The organism is Gemmatimonadaceae bacterium, assembly GCA_020851035.1.
Taxonomy (GTDB): Bacteria; Gemmatimonadota; Gemmatimonadetes; order Gemmatimonadales; family Gemmatimonadaceae; genus JACMLX01.
This window is the reverse complement of sequence record JADZDM010000001.1, coordinates 24,295-40,625: the sequence shown is the minus strand read 5'-3', so window position 1 is coordinate 40,625 and position 16,331 is coordinate 24,295. Positions and strand designations below refer to the sequence as shown.

The 16,331-nt window shown below is 70.0% G+C and carries 16 protein-coding genes; 7 read left to right on the top strand and 9 right to left on the bottom strand.

Annotated elements, in window-relative coordinates; genetic code table 11:
* Positions 1–214 precede the first annotated feature (214 nt).
* Both gyrB and IT355_00155 read left to right on the top strand, forming a co-directional pair.
* Complete coding sequence (gene gyrB / locus IT355_00160) at positions 215–2,158, top strand: DNA topoisomerase (ATP-hydrolyzing) subunit B (GenBank protein ID MCC7051643.1); 1,944 nt, start codon at positions 215–217, stop codon at positions 2,156–2,158.
* 276 nt (positions 2,159–2,434) lie between these two features.
* A complete protein-coding gene (locus IT355_00155; GenBank protein MCC7051642.1) occupies positions 2,435–2,749 on the top strand; it encodes a hypothetical protein in 315 nt (104 codons plus the stop codon).
* 15 nt (positions 2,750–2,764) lie between these two features.
* Here the strand turns inward: IT355_00155 and IT355_00150 are convergent, their stop codons facing one another.
* From IT355_00150 to IT355_00120, 7 genes are all read right to left on the bottom strand, one after another.
* Positions 2,765–4,168, bottom strand: coding sequence for a PucC family protein (locus tag IT355_00150; protein ID MCC7051641.1), 1,404 nt, complete (start codon positions 4,166–4,168; stop codon positions 2,765–2,767).
* Positions 4,169–4,273: 105 nt separating this feature from the next.
* Positions 4,274–4,486 (bottom strand): light-harvesting protein, encoded by a 213-nt coding sequence (locus IT355_00145; protein ID MCC7051640.1) that lies wholly within the window; start codon positions 4,484–4,486, stop codon positions 4,274–4,276.
* A 39-nt stretch (positions 4,487–4,525) separates the two neighbouring features.
* Positions 4,526–4,684 (bottom strand): light-harvesting protein, encoded by a 159-nt coding sequence (locus IT355_00140; protein MCC7051639.1) that lies wholly within the window; start codon positions 4,682–4,684, stop codon positions 4,526–4,528.
* A gap of 349 nt (positions 4,685–5,033) precedes the next feature.
* Positions 5,034–6,041, bottom strand: coding sequence for a glycoside hydrolase family 16 protein (locus IT355_00135; GenBank protein MCC7051638.1), 1,008 nt, complete (start codon positions 6,039–6,041; stop codon positions 5,034–5,036).
* 77 nt (positions 6,042–6,118) lie between these two features.
* Positions 6,119–8,068: a M1 family metallopeptidase gene (locus tag IT355_00130; protein ID MCC7051637.1), complete on the bottom strand. Its 1,950-nt coding sequence runs from the start codon at positions 8,066–8,068 to the stop codon at positions 6,119–6,121.
* A 4-nt stretch (positions 8,069–8,072) separates the two neighbouring features.
* Complete coding sequence (locus IT355_00125) at positions 8,073–8,306, bottom strand: hypothetical protein (protein MCC7051636.1); 234 nt, start codon at positions 8,304–8,306, stop codon at positions 8,073–8,075.
* A gap of 105 nt (positions 8,307–8,411) precedes the next feature.
* On the bottom strand, positions 8,412–9,743 hold the full coding sequence (locus IT355_00120; protein MCC7051635.1) for a thymidine phosphorylase: 1,332 nt from the start codon (positions 9,741–9,743) through the stop codon (positions 8,412–8,414).
* Positions 9,744–9,827: 84 nt separating this feature from the next.
* On the opposite strand from IT355_00120, the gene IT355_00115 reads away from it, so the two are divergent.
* Positions 9,828–10,601, top strand: a complete 774-nt coding sequence (locus IT355_00115; protein ID MCC7051634.1) for a hypothetical protein — start codon at positions 9,828–9,830, stop codon at positions 10,599–10,601.
* Positions 10,602–10,613: 12 nt separating this feature from the next.
* Here the strand turns inward: IT355_00115 and IT355_00110 are convergent, their stop codons facing one another.
* Positions 10,614–10,919, bottom strand: a complete 306-nt coding sequence (locus tag IT355_00110; GenBank protein ID MCC7051633.1) for a YtxH domain-containing protein — start codon at positions 10,917–10,919, stop codon at positions 10,614–10,616.
* 154 nt (positions 10,920–11,073) lie between these two features.
* Between IT355_00110 and ligA the strand changes: the two genes are divergently transcribed.
* Complete coding sequence (gene ligA / locus IT355_00105) at positions 11,074–13,122, top strand: NAD-dependent DNA ligase LigA (GenBank protein ID MCC7051632.1); 2,049 nt, start codon at positions 11,074–11,076, stop codon at positions 13,120–13,122.
* Between the two features lie 200 nt (positions 13,123–13,322).
* On the opposite strand, the gene IT355_00100 is transcribed toward ligA, so the two are convergent.
* Entirely contained in the window at positions 13,323–13,853 is a 531-nt protein-coding gene (locus IT355_00100; protein MCC7051631.1) for a hypothetical protein, read from the bottom strand.
* Between the two features lie 227 nt (positions 13,854–14,080).
* On the opposite strand from IT355_00100, the gene IT355_00095 reads away from it, so the two are divergent.
* From IT355_00095 to IT355_00085, 3 genes are read left to right on the top strand one after another with little or no spacing between them, the layout of a single operon-like run.
* Positions 14,081–14,692: a tetratricopeptide repeat protein gene (locus IT355_00095; protein ID MCC7051630.1), complete on the top strand. Its 612-nt coding sequence runs from the start codon at positions 14,081–14,083 to the stop codon at positions 14,690–14,692.
* Positions 14,682–15,467, top strand: a complete 786-nt coding sequence (locus IT355_00090) for a ParA family protein (protein ID MCC7051629.1) — start codon at positions 14,682–14,684, stop codon at positions 15,465–15,467. Before IT355_00095 ends, IT355_00090 begins: the two co-directional genes overlap by 11 nt.
* Positions 15,464–16,225, top strand: coding sequence for a hypothetical protein (locus tag IT355_00085; protein ID MCC7051628.1), 762 nt, complete (start codon positions 15,464–15,466; stop codon positions 16,223–16,225). The genes IT355_00090 and IT355_00085 overlap by 4 nt, the downstream gene beginning before the upstream one ends.
* Positions 16,226–16,331 lie beyond the last annotated feature (106 nt).

Here is a 16,331-nt window from a genome sequence, read left to right as displayed (position 1 = left end):
GCCAGCACCGGCACAGGATCACGACATGGCGGTGCCGTGGCGGTACCGTGGCCGTCTCGTGGGATATGCCGTAAAGCGTTACCATGAAACGAGTTAGGCAGGATGGGCCGGATTGCGTTTCCCGCATCCACCGGCTATCTTCCATCAGCTACCGACCACCATTCCATTCGGAATTTGTACGGTCGGCCGTCAGACCCGCAGCGAAGGGAGCAGCATGGCAGACGTGAACGGCAATCGTGGTGACTACGGCGGCGACGACATCCAGGCACTCGAGGGCCTCGAGGCCGTCCGGATGCGTCCCGGCATGTACATCGGGTCCACCGGCTCACGCGGCCTGCATCACCTCGTCTACGAGGTGGTGGACAACTCCATCGACGAGGCGCTCGCCGGGTACGCCAACCTGGTCAGCGTGACGATCCACAAGGACGACTCGATCACGGTGGTCGACAACGGGCGCGGCATCCCGGTCGAGAACAACACCAAGGCCGGCATCCCGGCCGTCGAGCTCGCACTCACGGTGCTGCACGCGGGTGGCAAGTTCGACAAGAACAGCTACAAGGTCTCGGGTGGCCTGCACGGCGTCGGGGTGAGCTGCGTGAACGCGCTCTCCGAGTCGCTGAAGGTCTGGGTGAAGCGCGACGGCAAGGAGCACTACATCGACTTCTCGCGCGGCAAGACCATCACCAAGCTCCGCCAGACGCGCGACGTGCCGAAGAAGGAGACGGGCACGACGGTGTGGTTCAAGCCCGACCACCAGATCTTCACCGAGACGATCTTCGACTACGGCATCCTCGCCAGCCGCATGCGGGAGCTGTCGTACCTGAACAAGGGCGTCACCATCGTCCTCACCGACGAGCGCGACGACCGGGAGAAGAGCGAGACCTTCCTCGCCGTCAACGGCCTGCGCGAGATGGTCGAGTTCCTCAACAACCAGCGCAAGGCGCTGCACTCCGAGGTCGTCTACATCGACACCGAGCGCGACGACGTCGCGATCGAGCTGGCGATGCAGTACAACGACGGCTACGCCGACACCACGTTCTCCTTCGTCAACAACATCAACACCCACGAGGGCGGCACGCACCTCACCGGGTTCAAGAGTGCGCTCACCTCCGTCGTCAACAAGTACATCGAGCGCTCGAGCCTGTCGAAGAAGGACAAGGACGGCATCAAGCTCACCGGCGACGACGTGCGCGAGGGCCTCGCCTGCGTGCTCTCGGTGAAGGTCCGCGAGCCGCAGTTCGAGGGGCAGACCAAGACCAAGCTCGGCAACCCGAGTGTCGAGGGCATCGTCCGCAGCGTGGTCAACGAGCACCTCGCCACGTTCCTCGACGAGCACCCGAAGATCGGCAACATCATCATCGAGAAGGCGGTCAGCGCCGCCCGCGCCCGAGAGGCGGCCCGCAAGGCGCGCGACCTCACCCGCAAGAAGAACGCCCTCGACATCGGCAACCTGCCGGGCAAGCTCGCCGACTGCTCCCTCTCCGAGCCGTCCCTCTGCGAGCTCTACCTGGTGGAGGGTGACTCCGCTGGCGGCTCCGCCAAGCAGGGCCGCGAGCGCCAGAACCAGGCCATCCTCCCGCTCCGCGGCAAGATCATCAACGTCGAGAAGGCCCGCATCGACAAGGTGCTCAGCAACGAGGAAATCCGCACCATCATCACCGCCCTCGGCTGCGGCATCAAGGACGACTTCGACCTCGGCAAGACGCGATACCACAAGATCATCATCATGACGGACGCCGACGTGGACGGCGCCCACATCCGCACCCTGCTGCTCACGTTCTTCTTCCGCCAGATGCCCGAGCTGATCGACGCCGGCTACATCTACATCGCGCAGCCGCCGCTGTACCGCGTCGCGCGGGGCAAGGAGGAGTACTACGCCTACGATGAGCTGGAGCGCGAGACGTACACCGAGCGCCTCAGCGGCGGCGACGCGCGCAAGAACGTCTACGTCCAGCGCTACAAGGGGCTCGGCGAGATGAACCCCGAGCAGCTCTGGACCACCACCATGGACCCCGAGCGCCGCACCATCCTCCGTGTCGGCATGGACGACGCGGTGATGGCGGACCAGATCTTCCAGACCCTGATGGGCGACGCCGTCGAGCCGCGCCGCGAGTTCATCGAGGCCAACGCCCGCTTCGTCACCGCGCTCGACGTCTGAGCCGCTGGCAGGGTCGCACACGGTCCGAGGGGCAGGCACACGCACCGGTGCCTGCCCCTCGGACCGTTGTCGCGATCGGTGGGATGCGACGAGATCCGGCAAACGGATGAGTGCGGGCGGCCGGTCGGATCGACCTCGTCACGACGCCGTATCAACCCTACCTTTCCCCGATGCACCCGTCGGCTCGATGCAGTGCCGACTGCCCGCCGTGATACCGGCTCGCGCCCAGCACGTGTCGATGCGCGCGACACCACGATCCCCACGGAGTGCAGCACGATGACCGACGCGCGCCGCCCCGCAGACGCCGCATCGATCTCCCTGCCCGACATCGCCGCCGCACCACGCCCGATCGAGCGCCGCGCCAGCGCCCTGCCCTCGCCCGCCGCACTCGAGCTGCTGTCGCTGCAGGAATTGCGCGCCCGCGTGGCCGAGCTCTACGAGGCCCAGCGCGAGGTGGAGCGGGAGCGTGAAGCCCTGCGCGTGGCGCGCGCCGCGCTCGATGCCGAATGGCGCTCGTTGCGCGAGCAGCAGGGCCTGCTGCGCGACGTGGCGTCGCCGGGCCGCGACGAACGCATCACGCCCGGCGAATGACCGGCGCGTGACCGGTCAGGCCGTGACCGCGTGGGGTGCGCGGCGGATCAACGGCGCCATCGCCACCAGTGCCACCACCAGCAGCACGATCTCGAGGCTGTAGACGAAGGTGTAGGCGGTGGCGGGGCCATCCAGGCTGAAGCCCAACACCGACCGCGACTGCAACCCGTTCATCACGTCGCGCGCCACGCCCCCGAACGCCACCGCAAGCCCCGCCGCCGAGGCCTGCACCGCCCCCCACGCACCGAGCGCCAGCCCGCGCTGCGCCTCCGGCGCATTCTGCATCGTCGCCGTCAGCGTGCCGTGGCTCAGCAGCCCACCGCCGAACCCGATCAGGAAGGTGCCGGCAAAGAACAGCAGCCCCGAGTGCATCGGCGCCGCCATGATCACGAACGCGAAGCCGGGAATCCCCGCCAATGCGCCACTGCACGACATGCGGAACGGATCACCGCCACGCCCGAGCAGACGGGACGCCAGCAGGAACCCCAGCAGGCCACCCGAGGAGAGCGTGGCCGTGAGCCGCGTGGTGTTCGCCACCGTCAGGCCCAACACCTGCCCGCCGTACGGCTCCAGCAGCACGTCCTGCATGCTGAAGGCCATCGTGCCGATGCCCACCGCGATCAGGCGGCGAATCGCGCCGTCACCGGCGATGAAGCTGGACCACGACTCGGCGAACGACGGCTCCACCCGCCCTTCGCGCGTCTTGTTCGGGTCACGCGCTTCCTGCTTCCACATCGCGATGACGTTCAGGATGATCGTCGCCACCGCCGCGCCCTGCACCACCTGGATCAGCCGCCCGGGCGAGAAATCGGTGAGCAGCCACCCGAACACGATCGCACTCGCGATCATCCCGACCAGCAGCATGACGTACATCAGCCCCACGACCCGCGGCTGCGAGTCCTCGGCGACCAGGTCCGTGGCCAACGCCAGTCCCGCCGTCTGCACCGTGTGCAGTCCGGCACCGACGAGGAGGAACGCGAGGCCCGCACCGACCTGGCCGATCCAGTCTGGCGCACCGACCGCGTTGCGTCCCGACACCACCAGGATCGCGAACGGCATGATCGCGAAGCCGCCGAACTGGAGCATCGTGCCGTTCCAGATGTACGGCACACGACGCCACCCCAGGGCAGAGGTGTGCGTGTCGGAACGGAAGCCGATGAGGGCACGGAACGGGGCGGCCAGCAGCGGCAGCGAGATCATGATCGCGACGATCGACGCCGGGACCCTCAGCTCGACGATCATCACCCGGTTGAGCGTGCCCACCAGGAGCACGGAAGCCATGCCGACCGAGATCTGGAACAGCGAGAGCCGGAGCAGGCGCGCCAGCGGCAGGTCCGGCGTCGCCACATCCGCAAACGGGAGCAGCCGCGATCCCTGTGACGCCCAGGCGCTGAGAACCTTGCGGGAGATCCGATTCATGCCGAAAAACTGACCCCGATGCCGGAAAGCGGAAGGGCGGAAGCGACGTAGGGGCCGGGATCGAAGATCCCGGCCCCTATGACGCCTTGCCTTTCGGCAAGACCATTACGGCGCAGGCGTTGCCGGTGCAGCCGACGTCGGCGTTGCAGCTGCCGGAGCGGTTTCGATCGCCGGTGCCGAAGCCGTCACCGGAGCCTTGGCACCACCCTGCCAGTAGGACGCGAACCAGGTCGTGTGCGACAGGATCGCATAGTGAACCGCGAAGACCATCACGACGACCGTGCCCAGGAACAGCGGCACACCCGTGCTCGGCTTCACGACGGTCCAGATTTTTCCTTCGTTCATGACGGTAGCCCTCTACTTGAGCCAGGGAGTTTGAATGAACGCGAGGATGTGTGCCACAATCGCAATCGCACCGAAAATGCGGGTGCCCTGCTTCAGACCGTCGTGCAACTCCTCAGCTTCCCTCGTCGTCAGGCCTGACGGCCAGACGCGATTCGGATCGTTATCTGCCATAACGAATCTCCCGGAGCAACAACTTCCGTGCTTACCCGCACGTAGGGGGACCATGGCTCGGCTAGCCATGCAGAGTGTTCCCGTCTCCGGCGTTGTCCTCGCGACAACACAAGTCCGGAACCACAGTCCTATTCTGCGCCCGCTCCCGCTGGTGTCAAGGCTTCGTGACATCTTCAAGCGTCAACTAAGATTGACAGTTAGCCGCGGACGCCGCGTCGGACCACTCCCCTGCGAAACAGGAAAACCCCTCACAAAAGCGCCAGAGGGGGATCGCCGGCAGCGTCAGCCGCGAGACCCGCACACGACTAACCGAATGTCTGCGCTTTAGACGGTTTCCGCCGAGTCACCCTCAGCGCGACGGCTGCGCCCACGGCAGGAGACCGGCACCACGAGGCGAGAGCGCCCCCGCGCCACCGCGCCGCTCGAAGACGCGCACCCAGTCCACCTCCATCGTGGCCGGGAACGGGGTGGTCGCATCCGGATTGCCGAGGAACCGGCCGCCCACGGCCAGGTTCATCAGCAGGTGGAACGGGCGGTCGAACGGCGCCGGCCAGGGGTGCAGGTCGGACTCACCCGCGGGCATCACGCCCTGGCCATCCGCCATCGCCGCGCTGCTCCACCAGAACCGCTGCTCCTGGTACGCCACCCCATCCACCAGCCAGCGGATGCGCCCCGGCTCCCACTCCAGCGCGTACACGTGGAAGTCGGCGATCGTGCCGCCGCGCGGCAGCACGTAGTCCATCCCCGTGTGCACGTTCTTCGGCCAGCGCGCACCGTAGTGCAGCGTGCCGAGCACGGTCGAGGGCGTCTGCCCGCGTGCCTCCATGATGTCGATCTCGCCGTTCGCGGCCCAGGTGCCGTACTTCGTGTCATGCGGCAACATCCAGAGTGCCGGCCAGATGCCCTGGCCCACCGGCAGCCGCGCCCTGAACTCGAACCGGCCATACGTCGCGGCGAACAGCGCGCTCCCGTCACGCCGTCGCGTGCGCAGCCTGGCCGAGGTGAAGGCACAACCTTCGGCGCCACCACGCCGCGCGCGCAGGTGAAGGGAGCCACCGGACACGAACACGTTCTTCGGGTCGCTGGTGTAGCACTGCAGCTCGTCGTTGCCCCAGCCGGCCACGTACACGCCGTTGTCGCCCGTGAACCCGTTGCCGAGATCGAAGCCCCATTTCGTGGTGTCGACCGTGGTGCCGGCGAACTCGTCGTGCCAGGCCAGGCGCCATCCCGGTGGCGTGGTGCTGCGAGGGCGCGCCGCACGCTGCGCCGCGAGCGGCGGCGCGAGCGCCGTCACCAGCAGTGCGAGGGCGGTGAGCCGCGTCGCGGTGACGGCGGTGATCCGGAACGGCAGGTGCATGGCTTCCCCGGCGGTGGTCGCGACGGTGTCGCGCGAGGTGGAGTGTCAGGAGCGGTGCGCGCGCGGTGGCGCCGCGGTCAAGGGGCCCAGCGCTGGTTCGAGGTGTCGATGTCGGGACGGGTGCGTGCCGGATCGAGGATCACCGCACTCACCGAGCGGGCACCACCGATGCGGAGCACCTGCAGCGGATTCCGGCGGAAGTCGGCCGCCGGGATGGTGTGCACCTCGGTGCGGCCGTCGGCGTGCGTCACCGCCACCGGCACCGAGAGCAGCGCGCCACCGTCCACCCGCACCGACACCGTCAGCGTGTCGCGGGCGCGCGTCACGTCCTCGATGCGCGCGTCGAAGTACCCGGTGCCGGCCACCCATTCGCGCACGAAGGCCTCCCGCCCCGTCCCGGCCGCAGCGAACACCATGCGCGTGAAGTCCGACGGATAGGGGTGCCGGCCCGTCCAGGCGCGCCCGTAGCGCCGCAGCCCCTGCGCCAGCGCACTGTCACCGTACTCCGCCGCGAAAGCACGGAACACAACCACCAGCTTGTCGTAACTCGCCGCCGTGTACGTCAGCGGTCCGCTGTAGTGATCGGCGTGCACCAGCATCGACTGCTCGCCGCGCATCCGCGTGACGGTGCGGTACAGGTCGGGCAGGCCGTCATCGTCGTCGTCGTGCCCGGTGCTGGCCCGCAGCAGGCTGCGCTCGAGCCAGCTCGCGACGCCCTCGTCCATCCAGGCGAAGCGGCGCTCGTTGCTCCCGACCTGCATCGGGAACCACATGTGGCCGATCTCGTGCGCGAGCGTGGCCAGCAGCTCGCGCGGATCGTTGCTCACCGACACGGCCGTCAGCATGGGGTATTCCATGCCGCCGTCGACGATCCCCTCCACCAGCGTCATCTGGGGCCACGGGTACCGCCAGAGCGTGCGCGAGAAGAGCTCGATGCTCTGGCGGCCGTAGTCGGCGGCGCGACGCCAGCCCTTCACCGACGGCCGGTAGAACGCATGGACCAGCACCGTGTCCACGCCGGTGTCAGTGCCGCCCCGCGGCACCAGCGCGGCCATGGCGTCCCACACCACCTCGCGTGAGGCGTAGAAGGCGAAGTCGCGCACACCGGCCGCGGTGAAGCGCCACGTCAGCGGCGCGCCGGCGGGCGTCGCCCCCCGCGCCGTCCGCAGGCTGTCGGTCACCACCCGCACCGTCGTGAAGCTGCGCGCCGCCCGCTGCAGCCGCTCCCGGACCGCCGGCGCCAGCACCTCGGCCGGGTTCTGCAGCGTGCCGGTCGCGGCCACCAGGTAGCCGGCGGGCGCGGTGATCCGCACGTCGTAGTCGGCGGGATCCATGTAGAACTCGCCGGCGGCCAGGTACGGGTCGGCAGCCCACCCGGCGACGTCGTCGTAGACCGCGAACTGGGGATACCAGTATGCGATCAGCGCCACCTGCCCGTCGGTGCCCATGCGCGGCGCGGTTTCGGGGGGCAGCGTGAAGTGCCAGCGGCCGCGGAGATCCACCGAGTCGCCGGGTGCGAGCGGCGCCGGCAGCGTGAGCCAGGCCACGGTGTGCTCCACGCGCAGGTCGGGGGTCACCGACGCCCCTCCCGCCGCGCCGCAGAGGCGCGCGGCGGGGGCACGGGTGAGCCGCGCCACACACAGGCTGTCGAACACCATGCCCCCGGTGACCGGGACGGGCTCGTTGTGCGGCGCGCCGGCGCGGAACAGGTTCTGCGCCAGCATCAGCGCGATCCGGTCGAGTGTGTCGGGGGAACTGTTGCGGTAGCGCAGGAGCCCGGCCCCACGCACGGACCGCATCCCCGCCGCGAGCTCGACCTGCAGGACATAACGGGCGCCCTGCACCCAGTGCCGGGGCCCCGGCGTGCCGGAATCGGCGCGCGTGCCGCGGGCGGCAGCGGCCTGCCAGAGCGAGTCGGCGCGCCGCACTGCCGTCACGCCATCCACGACCCGTGGCGCGGCCTGGGCGCCGAGCATGGCGGAACAGAGGCACGCGCCGGCGGTCGCCAGCCAGCGCGTGCGGCACATTCGGCTAGTGCTTGTGGTGCTTGGCGCCGTTCCAGAGCTGGCGGAAGAACGCGATGCCGACGGCGATGATGGCCGCGAAGATCACGCCGACGGCCAGGCGCGAGATGTTCGACGATCCGACGTCGAGGCCGGCCGTGGTCGGCGTCACCGGCGTCATCACGGCGAAATAGAAGCCGAAGTAGAACGCCGCGGCGAGCACGGCGACACCCAGGGCCGCAAAGGCCTGAAGCTTGAGCATGAATGAGGCGGGTGAGTCGTCAGGAGCACCGCGCCCGAGGGGTGTCGGGCGGGCGCGCGAAAGATCGCCGGACCAGCTGGCGCGGGCTAGGGGCGGGGCCGTCCGCTACGCGAGCCGCTCCACGCCGGCAGCGGTCACGCGGTGGCTCACCCAGGGCAGGATCCCGGCGGGCGGCCCATCACCCAGCACCACGATGTCCTGCACCCGGGCCACGGCCGCCTCCAGCGCCGACGGTGTGGCGGCATGCACGGTCGCCAGCGGCGCGCCGGCCGTCACCCGGTCACCCACCCGCACCCTGAAGACGATCCCGACCGACGGATCCACGACGTCATCCGTCCTGGTCCGGCCGCCACCCAGCGCGATGATCGCGTGCCCAACCGGCCGCGGCGGAATGGCGTGCACCACACCATCGCGGAGTGCCGGCACCACCCCGATGCAGGGTGCGACCGGCAGCCGCGACGGGTCGTCGATGCACGAGACATCGCCTCCCTGGGCCTCCACGATCTCGCGGAACCGGGCCAGCGCCGAGCCATCGTCGATCGCGGCCCGCAGCGTGACGCGCGCCGCGTCGACGGTCAGCGTCGGCCGCGCCAGCCGCAGCATCTCGATCGCCAGCGCCTCGGTCACCGTCCAGAGGTCTTCCGGCCCGCCCCCCCGCAGCACGTCGATGCACTCCACCACCTCGAGCGCGTTGCCGCAGGCGGCGCCCAGCGGCCGGTCCATGGCGGTCACCAGGGTCACCACCGGCACGCCGGCAGCGCTGCCGAGTGCGATCATCGTCCGGGCCAGTTCCAGGCCGCGGTCGAGATCGGGCAGGAACGCGCCGCTGCCGGTCTTCACGTCCAGCACCAGTCCGGTCAGCCCTTCCGCCAGCTTCTTGCTCATGATGCTGGCCGCGATGAGCTGCACGCACTCCACCGTCGCGGTGGCGTCCCGCAACGCATAGAGGCGACGGTCCGCCGGGGCGATCTCGGCAGTCTGCCCGATCAGCGCGCAGCCGAGCCGGTCGAGCTGTGCGGCGGCGGCGGCCAGCGAGAGGTCGGTGCGGAAGCCGGGAATGCTTTCGAGCTTGTCGAGGGTGCCGCCGGTGTGCCCCAGGCCGCGACCCGACATCATCGGCACGGCCACGCCCACCGCGGCCAGCAGCGGGGCGAGGATCAGTGACGTCTTGTCGCCGACACCGCCGGTGGAGTGTTTGTCGATCCACGGGGGCGCGCCGGCTGGTCGTCGGAGCACGTCGCCGCTGGCGAGCATGGCCGCGGTGAGTGCACGCGTCTCTGCCGCATCCAGCCCGCGGAAGTAGATCGCCATCAGCAGGGCGGCGAGCTGGTACTCCGGCACGGTGCCGCGGGCGGCCGCGTCGGCCACCTCGCAGAGTTCCTCGTCCGTGAGCCGGCCGCCATCTCGCTTGCGCTCGATCAGTTCACGAAGGATCATGCGGCGGACCATGACCGGCCCGGCCGTGTACTGCTGCGCTGCGTGTCCACGTTCTCTGCCATCGTGTCCCTGTTGGAATCCCACATGCCCCGCCCCGTGCTCCGACTCGTCCTGCTCGCGCTGGTCATCACGACCCTGTCCCCCGTCCGGGCCGTCGCGCAGGATGCGGCGGCGGTGATCGAGCTCGCGGAGCGCGATCGCGCGGCACGGAACCCGGCCGCGGCACTCGCGCGCTACGAATCGGCCCTCGCCACCGCGCCCACCAGCTACGACCTGCTCTGGCGCGCGTCCCGCGAAGGGATCGACCTCGGCGAGGCCGCGACCGGCGCCCGGCGCAGCGAGTACTTCAGCAAGGCGGAAGGCTACGCGCGCCGCGCGGTGAGTGCCAACGCTGGCGGTGCCGACGGGCACTTCATGCTCTCGGTGGCGCTGGGACGCACGGCGCAGTCGGTGAGTGCCCGGGAGCGGGTGCGGTATGCCGCCGAGGTGCGGAGTGCGGCACTGGCGGCCGTCCGGATCGAGCCGCAGCACGCCGGCGCCCTGCACGTGCTCGGTGTCTGGAATGCGGAGATCATGCGGCTCGGCAGCTTCACCCGCTTCGCCGCGCGCAACTTCCTTGGCGGCAAGGTCTTCGACCAGGCGAGCTGGCCCGAGGCCATCCGGTACATGGAGGCGGCGGTGGCCGCCGATCCCGGGCGGATCACGCATCGCCTGGATCTCGCCGCGATCTTCGCCGACGAAGGATCGAAGCCACGGGCACGCAGCACCTGTGAGACGGTGCTGCGCATGCCCGTGGTGGAGTTCAACGACGCGCGCTACAAGCAGCAGTGCGAGCAGATCATCGCCCGCACCCGCTGACCGCGCCGACCGTCAGGCCATCCGGTCCAGGCGACGGCGGATCTGGCGGCCACGACGGCGCAGCTCGCGACTCAGGTCCTCACTCGTGTCGTCGATCAGGTTGCCGGCAGTCTCGCGCAGCCCCTGCGCACGCTTGCGGATCACGCGGCGCACTTCCTGGCCGCTCTTCGGCGCCAGCATGAGCGCGACGGCAGCGCCGATGGCCGCACCGGCCAGCACGGCCAGCGCCACGGTGCTGGTGGACGCGCCCTCGTCATGCGCTGTCTCCTGCATCTCGGCGCCGGTGTCCTCGGTCACTTCATCCTCTTCGTAGATCATGCAAGTCTCTCCTCTGATTCAGTGTCAGGTGCTGCTGTCCGTGGTACACCGTCGGGCAGGTTCCGTGCCCTCTCGCGCGGGCCCGTCCGCCGCGACACCATACGTGCGCCGCCGCCGCTAGATTCGCCGACGACCTCAGCCGATCGCATCCGCCATGGCGAAACCCACTCCCGGTGCCACCGACGCCGCCACCCGCGCCGCGGCGCTGCGTGCGCAGCTCACGCGCGCCAGCCACGAGTACTACGTGCAGGACCGGCCGACGCTCAGCGACGCCGAGTACGACCTGCTGTTCCGCGAGCTGCAGGACCTCGAGCAGGCGCACCCGGCGCTGCGCGTGCCCGACTCCCCCACGCAGCGCGTGGGCGCCGAGCCCCAGTCGGCGCTGCCGAAGCATGCCCACCGCGTGCCGATGCTGTCGCTCGACAACGCGTTCGACGATGCCGAGCTCGAGGCGTGGGGCGAGCGGGTGCGGAAGCTGGCCGGCGACGCGGTGGACGCTGCGGGTTTCAGCTGCGAGCTGAAGATCGACGGGGCCGCCGTGTCGCTGACGTACCGCGACGGGCTGCTGGTGACCGGGGCAACGCGGGGCAGCGGCACGGTGGGTGAGGACGTGACGCCGAACCTGCGCACGATGCACGACATCCCGCTCCGGCTCCACACCGACACGCCACCGGCGTTCATCGAGATCCGGGGCGAGGTGTACTTCCCGTTCAGTCGCTTCGAGCGCATGAACGAGGAGCGGATCCGCGACGGCGAGCCGGTGTTCGCGAACCCGCGCAACGCGGCGGCCGGCGCGCTGCGCCAGCTCGACCCGCGGATCACCGCCCGACGCCCGCTGCGGTTCTTCGGATACGCGGCCGTGCATCCCGATGGCGCCGCCGCCCTGCCCTTCGCCACCCAGGACGCGCTGCTGACGGCCCTCGCGGCGTGGGGCGTGCCGGTGGCGCCGCATCGCGTGGTGCTCCGCACGCTGGCCGAGGTGCATTCGTGGGCGGCGCGGGTGGAGACGGAGTGGCGCGCCGCGATCGACTTCGCCATCGACGGCGCGGTGGTGAAGGTCAACGCGCTGCCGCTGCAGGAGGAGCTGGGCGAGGTGAGCGGCCGCGTGCCGCGCTGGGCGATCGCGCGGAAGTTCGCGCCCGACATCGCCGAGACCACCCTGCTCGACATCCGCGTGAACGTGGGTCGCACCGGTTCACTGAATCCGTACGCCGTGCTGGAGGCGGTGGAGATCGGGGGCACCACCGTCCGGATGGCGACGCTCCACAACTTCGACCTGATCGCGGCGAAGGACCTGCGCGTGGGCGACCGGGTGCTGGTGCGGCGCGCGGGCGAGGTGATCCCGCAGGTGATCGGTCCGGTGCCCGAGCAGCGCAGCGTGTCCGATCCCCCGGTGCCGTGCGTGGCACCGGCGGCCTGCCCGTCATGCGGCACGGCGGTGCGTCGCGACGAGGACGAGGTGGCGCTGTACTGCCCGAACGTGGCCTGCCCGGGGCGCCTGCTCGAGTCGCTGGTGCACTTCACCAGCGTGGACGCGATGGACATCCGTGGGCTGAGCTACGCGCGCATCGAGCAGATGGTGCAGGCGGGGCTGGTGCACGACGCGGCGGATTTCTACGCACTGACCGCGGAGCAGATCCTGCCACTGGAGCGGATGGCCGCGAAGAGTGCCGAGAAGCTGGTGGCGGCCATCGACGCGTCGCGCGCGCAGCCGCTCTCGCGCCTGCTCAACGCGCTCGGGATCCGGCACGTGGGGGCGGTGGCGGCGCAGCTGCTGGCGCGGCGTTTCGGCAGCATCGAGGCGCTGCAGGCGGCGGCGCTGGACGAGATCATGGCGGTGCGCGGGATCGGCGACGTGATCGCGCAGTCGGTGCGCGAGTTCCTGGACGACCCGGCGGCGCGGGCGCTGGTGCGGAAGCTCGTGGCGGCGCGGGTGCAGGTGACCGAGCCCGAGGAACATGGGGGCGACGGGGCGCTGAACGGGTTGACGGTGGTGCTCACCGGCACGTTGCCGACGCTCTCGCGGACGGAGGCGACGGCGGTGGTGGAGCGTGCGGGGGGACGTGTGACGAGCAGCGTGTCGAAGAACACGTCGTTCCTGGTGGCGGGCGAGGAGGCTGGCTCGAAGCTGGAGAAGGCGCGCGCGCTGGGGGTCGCGGTGATCGACGAGGCCGAGTTGCTGCGGCGCGCCGGCGGGGGCTGAGCGTCGTTCCCGGGCGCCGTTCAAGGGGACGGAGATCTTGAACCGCCCGACGTTCAAGGGGACGGGGATCTCGCGTTCAAGGGGACGGAGATCTTGAACAGCCTCACGTTCAAGGGGACGGGGATCTCGGGTTCAAGATCTCCGTCCCCTTGAAGCGGTCCCCTTGAAACGCCGCGCGCTGCTGCCCCCCCCCGCGCGCGTCAGGGGTTCAACAGCGCCGTGTAGGCCGGGTTCAGTACCAGCTCCCCATTGATCAGCAGCTCGCGGTCCCACGGCAGCACGATCGCCGCCTCGGTGGTCATCGCGGCGAAATCCGGGGCGTAGGCGCCGGTGCGGAAGCCCACCGCCGTCCGCACCGCCTCGGCTCCCGCGTTCACGATCGCGGCCTTGGCCAGGCGCAGGGTGTCGCCCGAATCGCAGGTCTCATCCACCAGGAGCACCCGCTTGCCACGCGCGGCGTGCGGGACCTCGCCGAAGATGGCGGGGGTCTCGCGCACCTGGGCATCGGGCCGGTAGTGCCGGCTGACGGTCATCGAGGCGAACGGGCGATCCAGGATCGACGAGATCGTGGCGCCGGGAATCACGCCGGCGTTGGCGATGCCGATCACGAGTTCGGGATCGAAGTCGCGCGAGACCTTCAGGGCGAGGGCCCGCGAGAGTTCCCCGAAAAGCTGCCACTCGACTTCGAACACGCCCTTGGAGGGATCGACGGAGGTGCGGCGGGGCGCCATGACGACGGTTCTCGTTCTGCGGGGCGGACTGATCCGCCCTGCGCCGCAGTGGAGCGCGAGGGCGGAAACCGGGAGGCCATTCGAAGGTACCCCAAACCGGGTCACGCTGCTGTCGGGAAAACATTGCAGGACCCGGTACCGCATGCATACCTTGTGCAGAATCACGAGTCCGCTCTTCAGGTGCGCCTGGCGTGGCCTTGCGACTTTTTCCTCCGCTCCATGTATCCATGACGTTCTTGCGCCGTGTCTCCGACGGAGTGTCCCGCCTGCTGGGCGGCCACCCCACCGCGCGCGAACTGGGTGCGAGTCGACCCGATTTCGTCGCCGAAGGAATGTCGCTGGAAAAGGTGAACGACCTCGACGGTGCGCTGACATCCTATCGGCTCGCGCTACGGACGAGCCCGGATGACCCGCGGATCCTGCTGAACATGGCGATCGTGTTCACCAAGTCCGGTCGGATGGACGAGGCGGTCCGCGCCTACCGGAAGATCCTCGAGTCGGAGCCCACCCACCCGGGCGCCAACTACGGCATCGCCTTCCTGCTCTCGAAGAAGGGCGACGTGGACGCCGCCATCCAGCACCTCGAGACCTTCCTCGTCGCGGCCCCGTCGGGAGGCGACAGCGCCCGATGGATCGGACACGCCCAGGCCACGCTCCGCACCCTGCGCGGGGAACCTGCCGAGGCGGAGCCGGTGGCGGAGGCCGGCGAGTCGGCGGCCCCGGTGGACACCCCCGTGCGCCTGGTCTCGCTGCGGGAGCTGCTCGACGAGGAGGACCTGGTCGATGACCGCCTGAAGGCCACCGGCACCGACGGGCTCCGTCACGGGAATGACGCCTGAACAGCCGCTCGGCCGCGTCCTCGCGGTCGTCAGCCAGAAGGGCGGGGTCGGCAAGACGACCACGGCGGTGAACCTCGCGGCCGCGTTCGCGCGCCACGGGCTGAAGACGTTGATCGTGGATGTCGATCCGCAGGGGGCGGTGCGGTACGGCGTCGGCCTGCGGAAGGGCCACCCGACGGTCGGATTCGCCGACTACCTGCGCGGCGACGTCCCGCTGCGCGACATCATCCTGCCCACGCAGCTCCCATGGCTGCGGGCGATGCTCGTCGGCAGCGTGATCGACGGCGTGGAGCACGACGACTACATCCGCCGCGCCACCGAGACGCAGCAGCTCGCCCAGCTCCTGCGCGTGGCCCGGGAGCGCTGCCACGTGGTCGTGGTGGACACGCCGCCTGGCCTGGGCGGGATCGTGCGTGCCGTGCTCAGCCTCAGCCAGCACGTGATCGTGCCGCTGCAGTGCGAGCCCCTCGCCGTCCAGACCACGCCGCAGGTGCTCCGCGGCATCCAGGATGCCCTGCGCTCGAATGATCAACTGGCGCTGGAAGGGGTATTGCTGACCATGTACCAGGCTGGCAACTCCGTCAGCGAGCGCACCGCGCAGTACATCCGCCAGCACCTGCCGCCGAACCTCGTGTACGATCTCACGATCCCCCGCTCGATGGCTGCCGCCGACGCCTTTGCTGCCGGCGTGCCGGTGGTGCTGCGCAACCCGAGCGATCCCGCGGCACTCGCCTACACGAACCTCGCGCACCTGCTCGCGGAGCACTTCGCGTGAACGGCGCACGGCGTGGCGTGATCGCCGCGCTGCTGGGCTGCGTCACCGTCGCGGCCTGCACCGAGGTGAGCACCGATCCGCAGGTGCCGGTGTCGCTGCAGTTCGACTCGCTGCCCGCACTGGCGGTCGTGGTGGGCGACACGATGCGCGACGGCACGCTGCAGCCGGCCCGGCTCCCGGTGCGGGCCTTCAGCGGCAACGGCAGCACCGTGAGTGATTCGCAGCTCCGCGTCCTCGGCATCGACACCACGTCGGTGAAGGCCTTCGGGTTGGTGAACGGGCTGTTCCTCACCGGCAAGGTCGTCACCGCCGCGGTGCGGATCGTGGCACAGGCCGGCGGACTGCAGAGCCAGACGCAGACGTTCGCCGTGGTGGCGGCGCCGACCGCGCTCACCCGCAGCGCCGCCAGCGCGTCCGACTCGATCGTGTCACTGCCGCTCGACAGCGTGAGCCGGTTCGTGGACACGCGCGTCCGCGTGCTGCGGGACACGACACCCGTGAACGGGCTGCGGGTGCACTTCCGTGTGGCGGCCTTTCCTGCAGCCCTGCTCGACTCGGTGCGCCTGGTGGGCACCGACGGCCGGAACGCCACCTCGGCGCTGATGACCGGCGGCGCGGCACTGATCCGCGTGAAGGTGTACCCGAAGACGGGGGCGACCGGGACGGACTCGGTGCTGCTCGAGGCGTCCATCAACGCGCTCGGCGCGAGCGTGCCCGGCAGCCCGCTGACCTTTCCCATCCGGCTGACGGTCTTCTAGTTCGCAAGGCGGGGCGCTGGCAAACGGTCGCGCAGTGCCCTAGCCTCCGGTCGACGCGAACCGGCACCGGCCGGGCTCGCCGGAACGCAGGCTCCGTCGGACCCGA